Here is a 493-nt window from a genome sequence, read left to right on the forward strand (position 1 = left end):
GAGCAAAGGCTTTGCCACCGCCGATTATGAGGTGGCCGAGGTCGAGCACTGGCAGCAGTTTCTCGCCGCGTGGGCCTATCGCTTCAGCGCGCAGGTCAGCGTGCATTACCCGCGTACCGTGGTCTTCGAGATCGAATCCAGCCTCGGACTGTTCGGTACCTGGCCGCAATTTGAAGCTCGCCTGCGCCAGGAGTTGAAAGACCTGGGCTTTCGTCATCGCATCGTCGCCGCGCCGAACCCGGTGGCTGCGCGAGTGCTGGCCAATGCCTACGATGGCTTGGTGGTGCCGGACGGTGAGGCTTTGCAGCATCATCTCGGGCAATGGCCTGTTGATCGTGTGGGGCTGGAGCCGAATGTCGCCACGGCGTTGTCGCGCATGGGCCTGCGCAATCTCAGTCAGGTGCAAAGCCTGCCACGCCAGGCACTGGCCCGGCGTTTCGAAGCGCAGATGCTCAAGCACCTCGACACGCTGTTCGGCGCACGCCCTCTGGCG

Annotated in this window: 1 pseudogene; it reads left to right on the forward strand. The window is 63.7% G+C overall.

Going from position 1 to position 493, the window contains the following annotated elements:
• Positions 1–493, forward strand: a pseudogene (locus J5M71_RS27540) (DNA polymerase Y family protein); the annotation flags it as partial.

The sequence above is a fragment of the Pseudomonas sp. 43(2021) genome (assembly GCF_017490805.1).
Classification (GTDB): Bacteria; Pseudomonadota; Gammaproteobacteria; order Pseudomonadales; family Pseudomonadaceae; genus Aquipseudomonas.